At 64.0% G+C, this 15,464-nt stretch carries 23 protein-coding genes; all 23 read left to right on the top strand.

Annotated elements, in window-relative coordinates:
- The 23 genes from K307_RS38805 to K307_RS38695 all read left to right on the top strand — a co-directional run bounded on the left by K307_RS38805 (position 1) and on the right by K307_RS38695 (position 15,343).
- Positions 1-372, top strand: a complete 372-nt coding sequence (locus K307_RS38805; RefSeq protein ID WP_042886372.1) for a hypothetical protein — start codon at positions 1-3, stop codon at positions 370-372.
- On the top strand, positions 369-713 hold the full coding sequence (locus tag K307_RS38800; protein ID WP_042886371.1) for an HTH domain-containing protein: 345 nt from the start codon (positions 369-371) through the stop codon (positions 711-713). The genes K307_RS38805 and K307_RS38800 overlap by 4 nt, the downstream gene beginning before the upstream one ends.
- Complete coding sequence (locus K307_RS38795) at positions 710-892, top strand: hypothetical protein (RefSeq protein ID WP_042886370.1); 183 nt, start codon at positions 710-712, stop codon at positions 890-892. Before K307_RS38800 ends, K307_RS38795 begins: the two co-directional genes overlap by 4 nt.
- Positions 889-1,167, top strand: a complete 279-nt coding sequence (locus tag K307_RS38790; protein WP_155301362.1) for a hypothetical protein — start codon at positions 889-891, stop codon at positions 1,165-1,167. Before K307_RS38795 ends, K307_RS38790 begins: the two co-directional genes overlap by 4 nt.
- Positions 1,164-1,940, top strand: coding sequence for a hypothetical protein (locus K307_RS44725; RefSeq protein WP_051975388.1), 777 nt, complete (start codon positions 1,164-1,166; stop codon positions 1,938-1,940). The genes K307_RS38790 and K307_RS44725 overlap by 4 nt, the downstream gene beginning before the upstream one ends.
- Positions 1,937-2,653 (top strand): hypothetical protein, encoded by a 717-nt coding sequence (locus K307_RS38780; RefSeq protein WP_042886368.1) that lies wholly within the window; start codon positions 1,937-1,939, stop codon positions 2,651-2,653. The genes K307_RS44725 and K307_RS38780 overlap by 4 nt, the downstream gene beginning before the upstream one ends.
- A gap of 16 nt (positions 2,654-2,669) precedes the next feature.
- Entirely contained in the window at positions 2,670-2,960 is a 291-nt protein-coding gene (locus K307_RS38775; protein ID WP_042886367.1) for a hypothetical protein, read from the top strand.
- Positions 2,953-3,396, top strand: a complete 444-nt coding sequence (locus tag K307_RS47025) for a Lar family restriction alleviation protein (protein ID WP_196251649.1) — start codon at positions 2,953-2,955, stop codon at positions 3,394-3,396. The genes K307_RS38775 and K307_RS47025 overlap by 8 nt, the downstream gene beginning before the upstream one ends.
- Positions 3,397-3,649: 253 nt before the next feature.
- The gene (locus tag K307_RS38765) at positions 3,650-4,087 is read left to right on the top strand and encodes an endodeoxyribonuclease RusA (protein ID WP_042886366.1); all 438 of its coding nucleotides are present in this window, start codon (positions 3,650-3,652) and stop codon (positions 4,085-4,087) included.
- Complete coding sequence (locus tag K307_RS38760) at positions 4,084-4,383, top strand: hypothetical protein (RefSeq protein WP_042886365.1); 300 nt, start codon at positions 4,084-4,086, stop codon at positions 4,381-4,383. Before K307_RS38765 ends, K307_RS38760 begins: the two co-directional genes overlap by 4 nt.
- Positions 4,384-4,654: 271 nt before the next feature.
- The gene (locus tag K307_RS38755; RefSeq protein WP_230626338.1) at positions 4,655-5,470 is read left to right on the top strand and encodes a hypothetical protein; all 816 of its coding nucleotides are present in this window, start codon (positions 4,655-4,657) and stop codon (positions 5,468-5,470) included.
- A gap of 295 nt (positions 5,471-5,765) precedes the next feature.
- Positions 5,766-6,155, top strand: coding sequence for a terminase small subunit (locus tag K307_RS38750; protein ID WP_051975386.1), 390 nt, complete (start codon positions 5,766-5,768; stop codon positions 6,153-6,155).
- Between the two features lie 77 nt (positions 6,156-6,232).
- Complete coding sequence (locus K307_RS38745) at positions 6,233-8,155, top strand: phage terminase large subunit family protein (RefSeq protein ID WP_042888003.1); 1,923 nt, start codon at positions 6,233-6,235, stop codon at positions 8,153-8,155.
- A complete protein-coding gene (locus K307_RS38740) occupies positions 8,152-8,460 on the top strand; it encodes a Mor transcription activator family protein (RefSeq protein WP_042886363.1) in 309 nt (102 codons plus the stop codon). The genes K307_RS38745 and K307_RS38740 overlap by 4 nt, the downstream gene beginning before the upstream one ends.
- A gap of 70 nt (positions 8,461-8,530) precedes the next feature.
- Complete coding sequence (locus K307_RS38735; protein WP_042886362.1) at positions 8,531-8,758, top strand: hypothetical protein; 228 nt, start codon at positions 8,531-8,533, stop codon at positions 8,756-8,758.
- A gap of 2 nt (positions 8,759-8,760) precedes the next feature.
- A complete protein-coding gene (locus K307_RS38730; RefSeq protein WP_051975385.1) occupies positions 8,761-10,287 on the top strand; it encodes a phage portal protein in 1,527 nt (508 codons plus the stop codon).
- 47 nt (positions 10,288-10,334) lie between these two features.
- Complete coding sequence (locus tag K307_RS38725) at positions 10,335-10,598, top strand: hypothetical protein (protein WP_155301361.1); 264 nt, start codon at positions 10,335-10,337, stop codon at positions 10,596-10,598.
- Positions 10,599-10,863: 265 nt separating this feature from the next.
- Positions 10,864-12,939 carry a ClpP-like prohead protease/major capsid protein fusion protein gene (locus K307_RS38720; protein WP_042886360.1) on the top strand — a complete coding sequence of 692 codons (2,076 nt, stop codon included), beginning with the start codon at positions 10,864-10,866 and terminating at the stop codon, positions 12,937-12,939.
- A 39-nt stretch (positions 12,940-12,978) separates the two neighbouring features.
- The gene (locus K307_RS38715) at positions 12,979-13,323 is read left to right on the top strand and encodes a DUF2190 family protein (protein WP_042886359.1); all 345 of its coding nucleotides are present in this window, start codon (positions 12,979-12,981) and stop codon (positions 13,321-13,323) included.
- Positions 13,324-13,337: 14 nt separating this feature from the next.
- Positions 13,338-13,664 carry a hypothetical protein gene (locus K307_RS38710; RefSeq protein ID WP_042886358.1) on the top strand — a complete coding sequence of 109 codons (327 nt, stop codon included), beginning with the start codon at positions 13,338-13,340 and terminating at the stop codon, positions 13,662-13,664.
- Entirely contained in the window at positions 13,661-14,113 is a 453-nt protein-coding gene (locus K307_RS38705; RefSeq protein WP_042886357.1) for a hypothetical protein, read from the top strand. Before K307_RS38710 ends, K307_RS38705 begins: the two co-directional genes overlap by 4 nt.
- Positions 14,114-14,134: 21 nt before the next feature.
- Entirely contained in the window at positions 14,135-14,905 is a 771-nt protein-coding gene (locus K307_RS38700) for a hypothetical protein (protein WP_042886356.1), read from the top strand.
- Positions 14,906-14,908: 3 nt separating this feature from the next.
- Entirely contained in the window at positions 14,909-15,343 is a 435-nt protein-coding gene (locus K307_RS38695) for a hypothetical protein (protein WP_042886355.1), read from the top strand.
- The last annotated feature ends 121 nt before the right edge of the window (positions 15,344-15,464 follow it).

Raw genomic sequence — 15,464 nt, 5'->3', positions numbered from 1 at the left:
ATGACCGTGACCGTGAGAGAGCAGGTTTGCGCGGCATTGCTCAGGGGCGAGAGCGTCATCGCGACGGAATTTGCGAAGACGGCCGGCTGCACCGGCGGGGCGGTGGCTGACGTCCTCGGGCGGCTCCAGGCCCTGTCGCTCGTCAAGGCCAAGACGCTCAAGCGGGGGAAGTTCTACCTGAAGATCTGGACGGCGACCGACCTGGCAGCGCTGGCCGCATACCGGCCGCTCAGGCCGGGCCAGCACGTCCGCTCGGGCACCGACATCACGCCGCTGATGGAAGCCTGGGGCATGCCGCTTAAGGCGCCGAAGCTGAAGTTGCCGGCCTACAGGCACGTCTGCTACGACGAACCCGAGGGAGCCACGGCATGACGACCGCACGTCATCAACTGATCGAAGCCTTCCGCCGCGGCGAGGAGGTGATCGCAGCCCGCTTCGCCGAGAAGCTCTCCGTGTCGCGCCAGCTGGTGCACAAGAACCTGTCGCTGCTCGAGCAGGCGGGGGCGATTGCTCAGCAGGCGCGCGGCATCTGGGTGCTGGTGGATCCGGACGCGCTGCCGCAGAACGCCGAGCGGGAGCCCGCCCAGCCGCAGCCCCAATCGCGGGACATCACCGCACCCGTGGCGCAGCTGCTCGCCTACTTCGGCATTCGCCTCGCAGAGATCGACCTGCCCGCCCGCCGCCACCTCCGTTTCGACCAGGTACCCGCATGAAGCTCATTCTCAACGCCATTGGTGCGCTGCTGGCTCTGCCCCTCGGCGCCGCCGCCGTGCACAAGCCGAAACCCCAGACCAGCAAGCCGGGCCGACTCACCCAGGCAGACCGTGACGCCATCGCCGCCGCAGAGGCAAAGCGGGAGCGGAAGGCCAAGAAGTTGCGGAGGGCAGCATGAAACCTCGTTGCAAAGTTGGAGATGTCGCCTACATCGTGCGCGACAGCTACCCCGAGAACATTGGCCGCGTGGTGCGTGTGGTTGCGCCGGCGCTCTGGCTCGACGACGGCCCGGCCTGGCATTGCAAGGTCGAAGGTGGTCCGATCCGCGTGCAGGAGCTAGACCGGCCGTGGGAGTCCTCCTTTGACACCAAGGGCGACTGCTACGACGCCGACCTGCGTCCGATCAGCGGCGTGCCCGTGCATGACGAGCAGCTCGACGAGGTGACGGCATGAGCGAACAGAACAAAGCGGCCAGCACGCCGGCCGCAACCTGGCGCGTGAATGGCGAGGACGATCCGCACGGCGACTACTACGACCGCGAGCGCGCGGCGCTGACGCTGGGCAATCTGACCGACGACGAGCTGGCGAACGGCGCCTTCATGAATTACGACCACCGGCCGAGCCTGGACGATCTGCTCGCGGGCAAGGCATTCATGCCGATCGTATGGATGACGGCGGTGAAAGACCGCATCCGCTGGCTTTCGCGCGCGCTGTTCAAGGCCCAGGCCGCCAGTGCCGCCCTGGCGCAGCAACCGCAAGGCGAGGCGCCGCAAAAGTTGTTCGGGTTCGACGTGGTGGTGGACGGCAGCATGCCGCCTGGCACCATGGAATTTCGAGCCGCCGCGCCTGCCGTTCCCGTGGCGCAGGGGCTGGACGTTGACGCCGTCATGACCAAGATTCAGGAGTTCGCCAGCACATGGGCTGTTGTCGGCGGCCGATTCGATGATGGCAGCGCAATGGAGCGTGCAGAGGAATGCAAGGCGGAAATTCGCGCCATCCTCTCCCGCGCATCATCCTCGCGGGCGGAGGTGGAGAAGAGCAGCGAGCGGTATCAGTTCCTGCGCCGCTGCCGAGGCATGGAGCATGACCCGCCATTTACGGTGCAGCACGAATTGGACGGGACTCTTTGGGGCGGTGACTTGGACGCCGCCATTGACGATTACCGGGCCATGCTCGCCGCCGCTGAGGCGACCAATGATCAGCGCGCCAGCAAGGAGGTCAAATGAAAGCGATTCGCAAGCTTTTCGCGCGCCTGTTCGGCAACGCGCAGCCGAGCTCCGGTACGTTGCCGCCAACGCGCATGCCACGAATCCTGAAAGGCGTTGGCAAGATCAATGGCGACGGATGGAAAGACACAACGCGCATCGGTGAAATCGTGTACGTGTGGGATTTGGAGCTTCCAAAGCCGTACATGCCTGGGCAGTACCCACGTATCGGCAATGAGATCTGGTCGGCGAGCACCAGGCAATACGATTTCACCGACGTTCCGGAGAGCGAGTACCGTGAAGTTCTCGACAGCATCATCGAATCAGTGCGATTCGAGCGAAGCGAAATCAAGTTCGAGCGCGATCGACTAAAGGCCGCCGCAGCCTCGCGAGCAGCACCCCAATCTCGAGCCCAGAAAGGGATTGCTGGCAATTCGACCCGCTCCGAGCAGCGCCCCGCGGCCGGGCAAGTGACGGCCGCCGGGGCGTCGCCGACGGCGAGCAGCTCGAGCAATGCCGATGACGGTATGTCCATGCTGCTGCCGGCGGCGATGCTGCTGGCTTCCCGTGACGATTCCCCCGCGCCGGCCAGCTGCTCGCGCTGGGATGCCCCGGTTAGCGGCGGCGGTTCCTTCGATGGGGGCGGCGCCTCGGGCAACTGGGATAGCGGATCCAGCTCGTCCTCGGACAGCTACTCCTCGTCGGACAGCGGTAGCTCCAGCAGCTGCGACTGACTCAAGGACAACTGACATGCCGATCTGGCTTCATATCCAAGGGATTGACGACATGGTTGCGGCCCCCTCCCGAGAAGAGGCTGAGCGTGTGGCTGCGGCATACAACCGGTTTTGGACCGTCGAGACGGCGCGGCGCAAGGCAGAGATAGCAGCTGAAGGGCGTAACCCGGACTTCTACCCCACGTGCGTCGCAGTGGTAGTAGAGGACGACGATGAGGGCCACGCCGAATCGCTTGCGGAAGAGTGGCCCGACTACTTGGTGTATTACGACATTGCACCAACCGAGGGAGCTAAGAGCCATGACTGACAAACTGCTGCCTTGCCCGTTCTGCGGCAGACAGGACACCGGGACGAAAGCAATTGATGGTCCCCTCTATGTTGCCTGGTGCTACAGCTGCGGCGCTGAAGGGTCACCCCGTCGCACTGGGGGCCAGGCTATCGACGCCTGGAACAAGCGCGCCCAGCCCACCGTCGGGAAGGTGGTCGATGCGCAGTGGTGGCTGGCAGAGGTGGATCAATACGGCACCGGTCGCCCGGTTGATGGGCCGCATAGCGAACGGGCCGGCGCAGACAAGGCCATGTACCTGTTCAATGCTCTCGGTCTCGCCAAGGGCAAGCGCTACGCCGTGGCCAGGATCGAGCTGTCCGAGCCGAAGCCCTCGGCCGATGGCGTGAACCATGAAGCCATTGCGGAGTGCAACAAGGCCCGCGCCGCCATGAGCGCACCTGAAGGGGGCGCATGACGGGCCAATCGATCTCCCTGCGGGTTTGCGACTGCCTGAACCACTGCGGCGATGACGATGGCATCCGAAGGCTCGAAGCGCGAAAGTGCGAGGCGACCATTGCTTGGGAGGCCGCGCGCCGAGCCGAAGCTTGGCAAGCATTTGAGACCTGGTTTCGCACGCCAACTTGGCCGACCGATGTCGCGCCGTGCCAGTGGATGGACGAAACGAGCGCCCGTTGTGGGTGGTTCGCTGCGCGCCGGAGGCATGGGGCATGACGACCCGAATTGCCTTCACCATCATCGGCGAAGCTGCCAGCAAGGCCAACAGCCGCAAGATCGTCACGATCAGGCACCGGCCCGCCAGCATCAAGTCGGATAAAGCTCGGAAGTTCGAGCGCGATGCCCTGCGCCAGATTCCGCCAGCCGCGCGCCAGATGCTGGAGGGACCGGTGCGGGTGACGCTGCACCTGTTCTACGCCAGCGAGCGGCCCGACCTGGACGAATCCGTGCTGCTTGACGTGATGCAGGCACGGTACTCGGGGAAGGGGGACAAGCGGCTGCTGGTCCAGCGCGGCGTCTACGTCAATGACCGGCAAGTCCGGGAGAAGCACGTATTCCATTCCATAGACCGCGCCAATCCCCGCGCCGAGATCGTCGTGGAGCCGCTGCACGCGCAGCAGACCGGCTTGTTCCCAGGGGAGGCTGCATGAGCAAAAAGGCACCGACCAAGGCGGAACTTGCCTACATGGGCCGGATTAAGAAGATGGCTTGCATCTGCTGCACGCTGCTGGACCGGCGGCAGGAATCATCCACCGACGCGCACCACATTCGCACGGGTCAGGGTGGAGCGCAGCGGGCCGGAAATCACCTAGTCATCCCGCTTTGCCACTTGGATTGCCACCAGGGCAAGAACGGGGTGCATGGAGACAAGACATACCTGCGGATCCTCAAGATGACGGAACTGGATCTGCTCGACGCAACGCTGGCGCAGCTCAACGGAGGCTGACGCTGGCTGGCATTGACGGTTTTGCAACGGGGAACAAAGTGAAAGCACCGGGGAATCTTTCGCTCTGCCACGCCGCTTCTGGGGCGCGTGCACGCGCGCCGCAACCTGTGTCTCCTCCCACGATGTGGGCTTTGCCTGTCCGAGGCGACTCGGCGGGCTTTTTCTTTTCGAGGTGATGACGATGTACGTATGGATTCTGGTCTCTGTGGTCATCGGCATCATGGTCTGTGTCTGGCTCGACGTGCGGCCTATGCCGCGGGTGGGCTGACGGATGGCCGACAAGCTGAGCATCAGTGGTAATGCAGGCGCTGTCATACGTGACATCGACCGGCTGATGAACCGCGATCTGCCGTTCGCCAGCGTCGTCGCGTTGACGCAGACCGGGCGACTGATTCGCGATGCAGAGCGCGTTGAGATCCAGCGCGCCTTTGACAGGCCCACCCGATACACCATCAACAGCGTGTACCTGCAGCCGGCCACGCCGGCCAAGCCAGAGGCAGTAGTGGGTCTCAAGGCGGACACCAGCAAGGGGACGCCTGCTGTGAAGTACCTGGCGCCCGAGGTCTCAGGCGGAGGCCGGGGCTGGAAGCGTTTCGAGAAGGCGCTGCAGCGCATCGGCGCCATGCTGCCAGATGAGTACGCAATCCCTGCGGCCGGGGCCAAGCTAGACGCCTACGGCAACATGAGCCGCGCCCAGATCGTCCAGATCCTGAGTTACCTCCGAGCCTTCGGCGAACAGGGGTATCGCGCCAATGCCACAGACAAGAGCCGCAAGCGACGTGAGCGGGTAGGGCGCAGTGCGAACGGGTTCAAGACTATCAACGGCGTGGCCTACTTCGTGGCGCGGCGCGGGCACCGAATAGGCGCGCGCAGCTGGATGCATGGGCGCATGCAGACCCTGCCGTCTGGGGTCTATGCCAAGCGTGGCATTCACGGCAGCGACATTGTGCCGGTGCTCGTGTTCGTGCGTGCGCCAGGCTACCAGCCGCGCTTCCGCTTCTTCGAGGTGGCCGACCAGATCGCACGTACCGCGTTCGAGGGTGAGATGACGCGTGCGCTGGCCAAGTACTCGAGGGCCTTTCGATGACAGCGCCCCGTCCATTCTCGTCGAAAGGTGACATATCCGTCACGCAGACGCCCAGCGATCGCCCGGCGGACGCACAGGCTTGGTGCAAACGTCGAAAAGTGACGAAAGGTACTCCCAAGAGGAGTGCTGTAAGGGTAATTCGAGCCTCGCGCGCTCTCTAGTCACGACGCGGCCATAGGGGGGTTATGTGATAAATCTCGACGCGAAGATGAGGCAAGCAGAGTTCGCTGGCCTGGTCGGCATTAGCCAGCCAGCGGTCAGTAGCCTCGTTGCGCGCGGGATCCTGGTAGCTGGCATGACCGGTCGCCAGATGCTGCTCGCCTATTGCGGGCACCTCCGCGAGACTGCCGCCGGTCGCGCTTCGGAAGAGGAAGGTCTGGACCTGATTGCGGAGCGTGCGCGCCTGGCGAAAGAACAGGCTGACCGCATTGCCTTGCAGAACGAGGTCACCCGGCGCGAGCTGGCTCCGGTTCATCTCATCGAGCAGGTTCTGTCGCAGGCTGGCGCGCGTGTGTCCGGGATCCTTGAAGCAATACCCGGCATGCTCAAGCGGCGGCTGCCGAGTCTGTCCGCCGACGATGTGGAGCTGATCACCCGGGAGGTGGCCAAGGCGCGAAATATTGCCGCTGCCGTGACGCTGGATGATCTGGGCATCGAAGCGCCCGACGAAGAGGAGCCCGCCTGATGCTGGCGCCTCAGTATCGCCCCATCATTGCGCACCACCTCGGCCGAGGCCTGGCAGGGTTCGGCACGCCGGAGCCGATGACGCTCGAGGAATGGGCGGCCGCGCACTTCTACCTGTCGGCCGAATCCTCCTATGTCGAGCAGGCATGGAGCGCGTGGCCGTTCCAGCGCGCCATCCTCGCGTGCATTGGCAATGACGCCATCCGTGAGGTCGACCTGCAGAAGTCGGCCCGGGTGGGCTACACGAAGATGATCCTCGCCGCGGTGGGCTACTTCGCCCATCACCGGCGCCGGAACCAGGCGCTCTGGCAGCCGGCCGACGATGACCGCGACGAGTTCGTCAAGACCGAGCTGGAGCCGATGCTGCGCGATGTGGCGGTGATGCGCGAAATCTTCCCGGCCTTCCTCGCCAGGCACAAGGACAACACGCTGCAGGCCAAGAAATTTCTCGGCTCCATGCTCCACCTGCGCGGCGGGAAGGCGGCAAAGAACTACCGCCGGATCTCGGTGGACGTGGCGTATCTCGACGAGCTCGACGCGTTCGACAGCGATGTCGAGAAGGAGGGCGACCCGGTCACGCTGGCAGCCAAGCGTACCGAGGGCGCTACCTTCCCAAAGCTGGTGTGCGGCTCTACCCCCAAGCTCAAGGGCCTGTCGCTGATCGAGCGCCGGGTGGAGCTTGCCGAGAAACGGTTCCGGTACCACATCGCCTGCCCGGAATGTGACACCTTCCACCCGATCACCTGGGGCGGGAAGGAAGAAGCGCACGGGTTCAAGTGGACAAACGACGACCCGGAGACCGTGCGCCACCTGTGCCCTCACTGTGGCGCGCTGATTCAGCAGGCCGACTACTTGCGCGTCTGGGAGCAGGGTCGGTACCAGTCGGATGACGGCACCACCATCAGCCACGATGGTGTGTTTCGCAATGCGAAGGGCAAGGTGGTACGGCCGCCCCGTCACGTCGCATTTCTCGGGGTCTGGACCGCCTATAGTCCGGCCGTGGCCTGGTCAGATATCGTGCGCGAGTTCCTGGCAGCGAACGAGAAGGCCCAGACAGGCGACATGTCGAAGCTGAAGGCGTTCGTCAACACCACCCGCGGCGAGGCATGGGAGCAGGAAGTCGAGCGCACCGACGTCGACGAGATCAAGCAGCGCGCCGAGCCCTATGCACTGCGGTGGGTGCCGCTCGGAGGTCTGCAGTTGCTCGCAGGCGTGGATACGCAGGATAACCGGCTGGAGGTGGTGGTGTGGGCCTATGGCCGCGGGTGCGAGAAATGGGTGGTTGATCACCAGGTGTTCTTCGGGAATCCGGCGCAGGACAAGGTCTGGGATGACCTGACAGAGTACCTGTTCGACACCCCGTTCACCCACGAGTCTGGCGCCACGCTCTACATAGAAGGCGCTGCCATCGACTCTCGCGGTCACAATACGCATGCGGTCTATGCCTACGCAGCCAAATATGCCCGCCGCAAGGTGTTTGCCGTCGCCGGTCGTCCTGGCCGGGAGAAGCACATCAAGGACGGCGTGGCAAAAGTGGACATCGACTGGCGCGGCCGCGTGAAGCGCAACGGCGTGCAGCTCTGGCACGTTGGCACGAACCACGCCAAGGACCTGATCTACAACCGCCTCCACATTCCCCGGCCTGGCCCGGGCTACATGCACTTCTCGCACGAACTCTCGGACGAGTTCTTTCGCCAGATGGCCGGCGAGCAGCGCACCACGAAGATGACGGCCAGGGGCGAGGAATCCAAATGGACGGCGACCCGGAAGCGGGTCGAGGCTTGGGACTGCACCGTGTACGCCGTCTGGCTGGAGACCCACTTCGATCTGGCCCGTAAGGCGGCGAAATACTGGGATCAGCTGGAACAGCGCCTACGGTCCCAGCCAGCTGGCTCGTCGGCGCGCACCGCGACGCCTTCCGTGGCGGCCGCGCCGGCAGCACCTCGACCACCTGCCAGAAGAACTGCCATTGCCTCAGACGACTGGAGCAGCCGCCTATGACCGACCCCCTCAAGAACGAAGACGCCTCGCAATCTGACGCCGCGATCGACCTCACCGGAGCACTGACGACAATCGTGCGGGAAGAGATCACGCCGCTCGAGCACCTTGCCAGGCCGATCATTGAGGGGCTCGAACGCGGGCTGCGCCGGCTTCTGGGTGGGCAGGAGGTCTATATCCCGGCGCCAGACCGGCGCGAACGGGATGAGGCCATCCGCGCCGCCTTCAATGGCCGGAATCGCGATGAGGTTTGCCGTCAATTCGGGATCAGCAAAACCACCTTCTACGAGGTGATCAACCGGACCTAATCCCCGACGAGTGCAGATATTCCGCTTTTTCCCCTAAAAACCGGACTCACTTTCCCATAGATTGGACGCCATGACGACCGCCACTGACATGCTCGCGAAGTACTTGGCCGCCGAGCAGGCCATTCTCGAAGGCAAGGAAGCCCGGCTGGGCGACCGTGTGCTGCGCATGGAGGACCTTTCCGAGATCCGGAAGGGGAGGCAGGAATGGGAGGCTCGTGTGGCCAACGAGCAGGCCCAGGCCGCCGGCGTGCCGGGTTCCGGCGGCATCCGTTTCCTGAACGCCAGACTGGATCGCTGACCATGAACCTGATCGACCAGCTCGTTGCGTATTTCGATCCGACTGCCGGGCGACGCCGTCTATTTGATCGAGCGGCTCTCCGGGCGAGCTATGAAGCCGCACAGCCAAGCCGGCTGCGCAAGTTCCATCGCAATCAGGCATCGCCAGACCAGCTGGTGCGGCAGGGTGCAGTTTGGCTGCGTGCGCAGGCGCGCCATCTAGAGCGGAATCACGACATCTCGCGCGGAATGCTGCGCACGCTGGTGAACAACGTCGTCGGGCCGGGTGGAATCGGGGTCGAGCCCCAGCCACGCCGTCCGGATGGCACCATCCACGAGCAGTATGCCGCTGACTTGCGCGCTGCCTGGCGTGACTGGCAGAAGCTGCCCGAGGTCACTCAGGAACACCACTGGGCTAAGGTCCAGCGGTTAGTCGCGAAGACGTGGTTTCGCGACGGGGAGGCGTTCTCTCAGCTGCTGCGCGGCACAGTGCCGTACCTCCAGCATGGCAGCCAGGTGCCGTTCTCGCTCGAGTTGTTCGAGCCGGACATGGTTCCGATGGATTATGAGGACCCGGCGGCCAACATCCGCCAGGGTATCCAGCGCAACGCTTGGGGGCGTCGTACCGGCTACTACGTGTATAAGGCGTTTCCGGGCGATAGCACCTTCCTCGCGCGCGCCTCCGACGTCAAGCGTATCCCCGCCGAAAACATGCTCCAGGTGGCGGCTATCGACCGCATTGGCCAGCTGCGTGGCGTCTCTGAATTCGCGAGCGTCATCACCCGGATCGAGGATATCAAGGACTACGAGGAGAGCGAACGGGTAGCCGCCAAGCTGGCCGCACGGTTGACCGCCTACATCAAGAAGCTGTCGCCGGATGGATTCAACCCGGAGAACGTCCAGCGGGATGATCAGGGCAACCCCATCCCCCGCGAGATCGGGTTCGATCCCGGCACGATCATCGACGGCCTGCAGGTGGGCGAGGAAATTGGTCTGGTAGACACCAAGCGCCCCAATCCCAACGTCCTCACCTTTCGGCAGGGCCAACTTCGCGCGGCATCAGCCGGCATCGGCGCCAGCTACTCGAGCATCAGCCGCGACTACGACGGCACCTATTCGTCTCAGCGGCAGGAGTTGGTGGAGCAGTGGGTCAACTATGCCGTGCTGACCGACGAGTTCACTGGCATGTTCGTTCAGCCAGTATGGGAGGCTTTCGTCGCGATCGCCGACCTGTCCGGAGTTGTGCCGCGGCCGAAGGATGTGGCGTCAGATCTGGCTGACGATGCAATGTTCGTCGGCCAGGCCATGCCATGGATCGACCCCATGAAGGAAGCGCTCGCCTGGCAGCTGCTGGTGCAATGCGGCTTCGCATCCGAGGTCGAGGTCATGCGCAAGCGCGGCGTCAATCCGTACGACGTGCTGGAAAACATCACGAAGTTCAGGAAGGAAGCTGCCGACAAGGGGCTGGTGCTGGCCTCAGATTTCGCCAACACTAAAGGAGGTGCGCCTGCTGCCGCCGATGCGCCACTAGAGCCTGTGCCTCCAGCTTGAGGAGCTGGAGCTATGATTTGGGTTAGGGATCCGAAAAGGTGACGACGATGATCAAGCAAATGGTAGAGCAAGCTCAGCTGGTGGGGGCGGCCCTGGTGGCCATTCCGGCCCTGCGGCCAATGGTAAAGCAGGCTCAGCTGGGTGAGACGGCCGTGATGGCCATCTTGGCCCGGCGGCCGGAGCTCAGCCGGGAGCAGATTCTGCAGGGCGCCCAGCGCCTGTCGCAGACTTCGATCACCCACAACACGGTCCAGGTCCTGCTGGTCGGCCAATCGCTGGCGATGACGGGGAAACCGCTCCCCTGGGAATGAAGTTCCCCTCGGAATCAAGAAAAAGCCCCGGTTTTCGGGGCTTTTTTTGTGGGTACGGGGGAAACCGCTCCCCTGGGAATGAAGTTCCCCTCGGAATCAAGAAAAAGCCCCGGTTTTCGGGGCTTTTTTTGTGGGTACGCATGCACGGCCCGATGCTACATCAAGGCAAGAATCCATCGCCGCTGAAAATATTCCGGTTTTACCCCTAAAAACCGGAATCGCTTTTTGCCAGACTTGCTGCATACCAAATGCACAGGTCTTGGCGATGAGCAAGTCTCCCCAAAAGTGGTACAGCATTCGCGCCCGCGCTGCCACGGCCGCAGCCGCCGCGGCGGTCGCTGCCGGCGGCGTGGCCGCAAGCTCCGCCGAGATCTTCATTTACGGCGATATCGGGGAATCCTGGTGGGGTGAGTCCGTGGCGGCCGCTGACTTCGTCAAGGAAGTGGCGGCGCTGAACGTCGACGAGCTTACCGTACGCATCAACAGCTTCGGCGGCTCGGTCTCCGATGGCATCGCCATCTACAACGCGCTCAAGCGGCACCGCGCCGCGGTCACGGTCAGCATTGATGGCACCGCCATGAGCATCGCCAGCCTGATCGCTATGGCCGGCGACACCGTCGAGATGGCCGAGAACGCCATCCTGATGATCCACGCACCGTGGGTCTACGCCTCGGGCAATGCCGTCGCGCTGCGCGAGGTCGCCGACTACCTCGATACCTGGTCGCAGGCCATGTCGAACAGCTATGCCGCCAAGACTGGTCGGCCCGCCGAGGAGATGCTGGCTCTGCTCACCGATGGCGTCGACCACTACTACACGGCCGAGCAGGCTCTGGCCGAGAAGTTCGTCGATACGGTCACCACGGCGATGCCGATTGCGGCCTCCCACGACCTTTCTCGCTTCCGCGCCATCCCGGCGGCGGCAGCCGCTTTCAACTTGAAGGAGAAGCACATGCCTCATCCGAACCCGGCGGCCGCTGCACCGGCGCCCGCAACTCCGGCCGATTCTGCGGCCCAAGCCAGCCAGGCGGAAGCCGTTGCGCGCGGCGTGCAAGCCGAAGCTCAGCGTCGTACCGATATCCGCGCGGCCTTTGCCAGCTTTGGCGCCCGCGAAGGCGTCGCCGATCTGATGGCTGCCTGCGAGGCCGACACCCAATGCAGCGTGCAGGGCGCCCGCGAGAAGCTGCTGGCACACCTCGGCAAGGAAGGCACGCCGGTGGCCGGCAACATCGTCACGGTCGAGGATGAGCAGGACAAATTCCGGGCGGCCGCGACGGAGGCAATCCTGGCCCGAGCCGCCGCCCGTGATGACAAGGGTTCGCCGGTGCGCGCCAACGCAGCCAATCCGCTGCGTGGCTACAAGCTGCTCGATCTGGCGCGTGCATGCCTCGTCCGGGCTGGCGTCAAGGTTGACGGCATGGATCAGATGAAGATCGTAGCGGCTGCGTTCACGCAGTCCACCAGCGATTTCCCGATCCTGCTCGAAAACACGATGCACAAGACGCTGCAGCAGGCCTACGCGCTCGCTCCGGATACCTGGAGCCGCTTCTGCTCGATCGGCAGCGTGTCGGACTTCCGCGCACATCCGCGCTACCGTGTCGGCAGCCTCGGCAACCTGGACGTGCTGAACGAACTCGGCGAGTTCAAGAACAAGACCATCCCGGATGGCGAGAAGGCCTCCATCACGGCCGGCACCCGCGGGAACATCATCAATCTGAGCCGCCAGATGATCATCAATGATGATCTGGGCGCGTTCATCGGTCTTGCCAGCATGCTTGGCCGCGCCGCCAAGCGCACCATCGAGGCGGCCGTGTATGCCCGCCTGGCGGAAAATTCCGGCGCCGGTCCGACGCTGGAAGACGGCCTGGCCCTGTTCCATGCCAGCCACGGAAACATCGCTGGCACCGCGGCGGCGCCGGCAGTGGCCTCCTTCGAGGCCGGCCGCGTGCAGATGGCGCAGCAGAAGGATGTCAGCGGCAACGACTATCTCGACCTGCGCCCCGCGATCTGGCTGGGCCCGATTGGCATCGGCGGTACCGCGCGCGTGACCAACGACGCCCAGTACGACCCGGACACCGCCAACAAGCTGCAGAAGCCGAACCTCGTGCGCGGCTTGGTGCGCGACATCGTCGATACCCCGCGCCTTTCTGGCACTGCCTGGTACTTCTTCGCCGATCCGGCGGAGGCCCCGGCGCTGGAGGTCGCGTTCCTGGACGGCGCACAGGACCCGTACCTCGAGCTGCAGAACGGCTTCGACGTGGACGGCGCCCGCTACAAGGTCCGCATCGATTTCGGTGTGGCGGGCATCGATTACCGCGGCGCGCACAAGAACCCAGGCGCGTAACCCGCCGATTCCACCCACTGATTTCGAAAGGATCGGATCATGAAGAACTTCATTCAGTACGGCGAGACCCTGACGCTGACCCCCGCCGCCGATGTGGCGGCCGGTATCGGGTACCTATTCGGTGCCGGCCTGTTCGGCGTCGCGGTCAACGATGCCAAGAATGGCGTCGCCAATGAGTTCCGCACCGAGGGGGTGATCGAGATCGCCAAGACCTCGGCCCTGGCCATCAGCGTCGGTGACCGGGTGTTCTGGGATGCGACCAACAAGGTGGTCAACAAGACCAGCACCGCGCAGCAATGTGTGGGCGTGGCGGTCGAAGCTGCGGCGAACCCGAGCGCGACCGTCAAGATCAAGCTCGGCGCCTACCTGCCGGTGGCAACCTGACGAGCCGGTAAGTCATGGCCGCACCGTACTCCCTTGATCAGCGCATTGCCAGGTCGGTCATTCGCCGCCTGGCGAACGCGCGCCTGCGCGCCGGCAGCGTGGTCTTCGACGCCGTCGTCGAGCGCCGGCCGCGCATCAGTGGGGAGTACGGCGATCGTACCGAGGTCGGTACGCGGATCACCGTGCTGCGCGAGGACATTGCGTCTCTGCCGCGTGGCACCACGATTATTTACGACGGCACGCCGGAAGAGCTCGGCGAGCTGGCCTCGGTGACTTACACCATCGACGAACGCGACGAGGATGACAGCTTCGTCGCTGCCTACTGGGTCAACAAGGCATGAGCAAGGCCCTCGACATCCTCCTGGCGCTCAAGGAGCGGCTCCAATCGATCCGCACGGCCGATGGCTACGCGACCGACATCGGCGCGCGAGTCTATCTCGGCAGAGAGTTTGGAAACGACGAGCAGGATCCGGTGCCGTTGTCCTCGTTGCATGACGGCTCCGGCGAGAGCAAGGACGCTACCCGGCCGCATGCGGGCACCAACACCTGGGCGCGGTCGTTCGTGATCGAAGGCTTTGACACCTGTGATCCCGACAACCCCCTGATCAAGGCGCACGCCATGATCGCGGATATCAAGCGTGCTGTGTTCAAGGATGGTGGCTTGGATGGTCGCGTCATGAACCTGCGCATTGTCGGCGACAGGGCGATGCCCCGTGGCGCAGGCACGAAAACGGTTTGCGCCCAGGTGCTGGGCGTCGTCGAGTACTTGGAAAAACCCACGGCCCCGTAACGGCCAAAACTGGAGATCATCATGGATTACTTCTCGGGGCAGGGAAAGCTGTTCTTCGGCCAGCGCGACACCGCCGGCAATCCGAAGGCGCTGCGCTGGGTCGGCGACGCCGCTGACGTCTCGTTCTCGGCGGAGCCCGATGTGCTGGAGGCCAAGGAAAACTATTCCGGCAACCGGCAGACTGTTGTGCGTATCACGCGCGAGCTCAAGATGAGCTTCAAGGCTTCGCTCCGCCAGATCAGCACCGAAAACATCCAGCTGCTCACGCAGGGCGACGCGGTGGCCCAGTCGTCCGGATCGGTCACCAACGAAATCATCTCGCCGACTACCGGCACGCTCGCGGTCGGCAATGTCTTCATCCTGGCTGCTCAGGATCTGTCGGCCGTCACCATCAAGGACAGCTCCGGAACGCCGAAGACCCTGGCGGCCGGCACGAACTACGATCTGGACTCGAAATCTGGTCAGATCGAGATTCTGGACGCGACGACCGGCGGCCCGTACACGCTGCCTCTGAAGGCCGACTACACGAAGGCCGCTCTGAGTCGCGTGAAGATGTACACGGCCGCCAACGTCGAATACTGGGTGCGCTTCGTTGGGCTCAACACCGCAGTGTCTGGCTTTCCGAAGGTGGTGCTCGATATCTACCGCACCCGCCTGGATCCGGCGAAGGACTTCTCGATGATCAGCGACGACCTCAACACGTTTGAGCTGGCCGGGTCGTGCTTGAGCGACCAAACCAAGACCGCGGCCAGCGACTACGGCCAGTTCGGCCGCTTGGTCCAACTGACGTAATCCATGAGCACCCCTGCACCCGTTGCCGAACTGACACAGCTCGCCGGCGGCCCCTCGATCGAGAGGGGCTTCGGCGAGCGTCAGGTTCGGATTACCCCCCTCAAGGTGAAGGAATTCGGCCCCATGCTGTCAGCTCTGGAGCCCGTCTTCGCCGACATCGGCGTGCTGCCGGATGCAATGGTGGCCGGCGACATCGTGCACCTGTTCACGCGGCATGCGGAGGCTTTGCTTACTGTCATCTGCATTGGTGCGCGCGTGGAGCGGGACTGGCTGGACGAGCAGGAGCTGGACGTGCCGGTCAATCTGTTCGCGGACGTGCTTAGCGTGAACCGAGATTTTTTCGAGCAACGTCTGAAGCCAGTAGCCAGCCAGCTTCAGGCGATGTTCCCGGGTGGTTCGACATCGCCCAACAGCTCGTCGGGGCCGGCCACAGTCTGAGAGAAGTGCTGGGCTACACCATGGCCCAGCTGAGGGGCTTCTCGGATGCCATTGCCAGGCAGGCGCAGGAGCGTAGCCGGGAGCAGCTCCTGATCGCGCGTGGCGGTCAAGCCGATGAGAA

It is taken from the genome of Cupriavidus necator A5-1 (assembly GCF_000744095.1).
GTDB lineage: Bacteria > Pseudomonadota > Gammaproteobacteria > Burkholderiales > Burkholderiaceae > Cupriavidus > Cupriavidus necator_A.
Note: the sequence above shows the minus strand (reverse complement) of the source record. Positions and strands in the feature narration are given on the sequence as shown.

Excerpts from the sequence above, each read along its gene's own strand:
- K307_RS38805 (WP_042886372.1), top strand. The coding sequence starts at position 1 with ATGACCGTGACCGTGAGAGAGCAGGTTTGCGCGGCATTGCTCAGGGGC.
- K307_RS38800 (WP_042886371.1), top strand. The coding sequence starts at position 369 with ATGACGACCGCACGTCATCAACTGATCGAAGCCTTCCGCCGCGGCGAG.
- K307_RS38795 (WP_042886370.1), top strand. The coding sequence starts at position 710 with ATGAAGCTCATTCTCAACGCCATTGGTGCGCTGCTGGCTCTGCCCCTC.
- K307_RS38790 (WP_155301362.1), top strand. The coding sequence starts at position 889 with ATGAAACCTCGTTGCAAAGTTGGAGATGTCGCCTACATCGTGCGCGAC.
- K307_RS44725 (WP_051975388.1), top strand. The coding sequence starts at position 1,164 with ATGAGCGAACAGAACAAAGCGGCCAGCACGCCGGCCGCAACCTGGCGC.
- K307_RS38780 (WP_042886368.1), top strand. The coding sequence starts at position 1,937 with ATGAAAGCGATTCGCAAGCTTTTCGCGCGCCTGTTCGGCAACGCGCAG.
- K307_RS38775 (WP_042886367.1), top strand. The coding sequence starts at position 2,670 with ATGCCGATCTGGCTTCATATCCAAGGGATTGACGACATGGTTGCGGCC.
- K307_RS47025 (WP_196251649.1), top strand. The coding sequence starts at position 2,953 with ATGACTGACAAACTGCTGCCTTGCCCGTTCTGCGGCAGACAGGACACC.
- K307_RS38765 (WP_042886366.1), top strand. The coding sequence starts at position 3,650 with ATGACGACCCGAATTGCCTTCACCATCATCGGCGAAGCTGCCAGCAAG.
- K307_RS38760 (WP_042886365.1), top strand. The coding sequence starts at position 4,084 with ATGAGCAAAAAGGCACCGACCAAGGCGGAACTTGCCTACATGGGCCGG.
- K307_RS38755 (WP_230626338.1), top strand. The coding sequence starts at position 4,655 with ATGGCCGACAAGCTGAGCATCAGTGGTAATGCAGGCGCTGTCATACGT.
- K307_RS38750 (WP_051975386.1), top strand. The coding sequence starts at position 5,766 with ATGACCGGTCGCCAGATGCTGCTCGCCTATTGCGGGCACCTCCGCGAG.
- K307_RS38745 (WP_042888003.1), top strand. The coding sequence starts at position 6,233 with ATGACGCTCGAGGAATGGGCGGCCGCGCACTTCTACCTGTCGGCCGAA.
- K307_RS38740 (WP_042886363.1), top strand. The coding sequence starts at position 8,152 with ATGACCGACCCCCTCAAGAACGAAGACGCCTCGCAATCTGACGCCGCG.
- K307_RS38735 (WP_042886362.1), top strand. The coding sequence starts at position 8,531 with ATGACGACCGCCACTGACATGCTCGCGAAGTACTTGGCCGCCGAGCAG.
- K307_RS38730 (WP_051975385.1), top strand. The coding sequence starts at position 8,761 with ATGAACCTGATCGACCAGCTCGTTGCGTATTTCGATCCGACTGCCGGG.
- K307_RS38725 (WP_155301361.1), top strand. The coding sequence starts at position 10,335 with ATGATCAAGCAAATGGTAGAGCAAGCTCAGCTGGTGGGGGCGGCCCTG.
- K307_RS38720 (WP_042886360.1), top strand. The coding sequence starts at position 10,864 with ATGAGCAAGTCTCCCCAAAAGTGGTACAGCATTCGCGCCCGCGCTGCC.
- K307_RS38715 (WP_042886359.1), top strand. The coding sequence starts at position 12,979 with ATGAAGAACTTCATTCAGTACGGCGAGACCCTGACGCTGACCCCCGCC.
- K307_RS38710 (WP_042886358.1), top strand. The coding sequence starts at position 13,338 with ATGGCCGCACCGTACTCCCTTGATCAGCGCATTGCCAGGTCGGTCATT.
- K307_RS38705 (WP_042886357.1), top strand. The coding sequence starts at position 13,661 with ATGAGCAAGGCCCTCGACATCCTCCTGGCGCTCAAGGAGCGGCTCCAA.
- K307_RS38700 (WP_042886356.1), top strand. The coding sequence starts at position 14,135 with ATGGATTACTTCTCGGGGCAGGGAAAGCTGTTCTTCGGCCAGCGCGAC.
- K307_RS38695 (WP_042886355.1), top strand. The coding sequence starts at position 14,909 with ATGAGCACCCCTGCACCCGTTGCCGAACTGACACAGCTCGCCGGCGGC.